Consider the following 599-nt stretch of genomic DNA (forward strand, 5'->3'; position numbering starts at 1 on the left):
CGGCGATTAGCGCAGTTTGGTAGCGCACTTGGTTTGGGTCCAAGGGGTCGCAGGTTCAAATCCTGCATCGCCGACCACTTTCTTAAGTAATTAAGCTAAGTGGATATTATTTGGGTATTAATGCAATAGTACATTTTCACAAAGCCATTGTACTTACGTAATTAGCTTATTGGTAAACTATGAAGTTTTCGATGCGCCCATAGCTCAGCTGGATAGAGCAACGCCCTTCTAAGGCGTGGGTCGAAGGTTCGAATCCTTCTGGGTGCACCATTTGAAAACAAGTAAATACCGTGGTGATTGTAGCTCAGTTGGTAGAGCCCCGGATTGTGATTCCGGTTGTCGTGGGTTCGAGCCCCATCAGTCACCCCAATTTACAAAGAGTATCGGCGATTAGCGCAGTTTGGTAGCGCACTTGGTTTGGGTCCAAGGGGTCGCAGGTTCAAATCCTGCATCGCCGACCATTTTCTTATAAATGGTCTTAAATACAAAGTTTAAGTATTCAAAAGTTAAGTATAAAAAATATATCGGCGATTAGCGCAGTTTGGTAGCGCACTTGGTTTGGGTCCAAGGGGTCGCAGGTTCAAATCCTGCATCGCCGA

General features: G+C 45.7%; 5 tRNA genes. All 5 read left to right on the forward strand.

Annotation, left to right across the window (positions count from 1 at the left end):
* Positions 1–77 (forward strand) — tRNA-Pro (locus tag HC000_RS18335).
* Positions 78–193: 116 nt separating this feature from the next.
* Positions 194–270, forward strand: a tRNA-Arg gene (locus HC000_RS18340).
* A 23-nt stretch (positions 271–293) separates the two neighbouring features.
* Positions 294–369 (forward strand) — tRNA-His (locus tag HC000_RS18345).
* A gap of 15 nt (positions 370–384) precedes the next feature.
* Positions 385–461 (forward strand) — tRNA-Pro (locus tag HC000_RS18350).
* 64 nt (positions 462–525) lie between these two features.
* Positions 526–599, forward strand: a tRNA-Pro gene (locus tag HC000_RS18355).

Source organism: Pseudoalteromonas sp. MIP2626 (assembly GCF_013414205.1).
Lineage (GTDB): Bacteria > Pseudomonadota > Gammaproteobacteria > Enterobacterales > Alteromonadaceae > Pseudoalteromonas > Pseudoalteromonas nigrifaciens.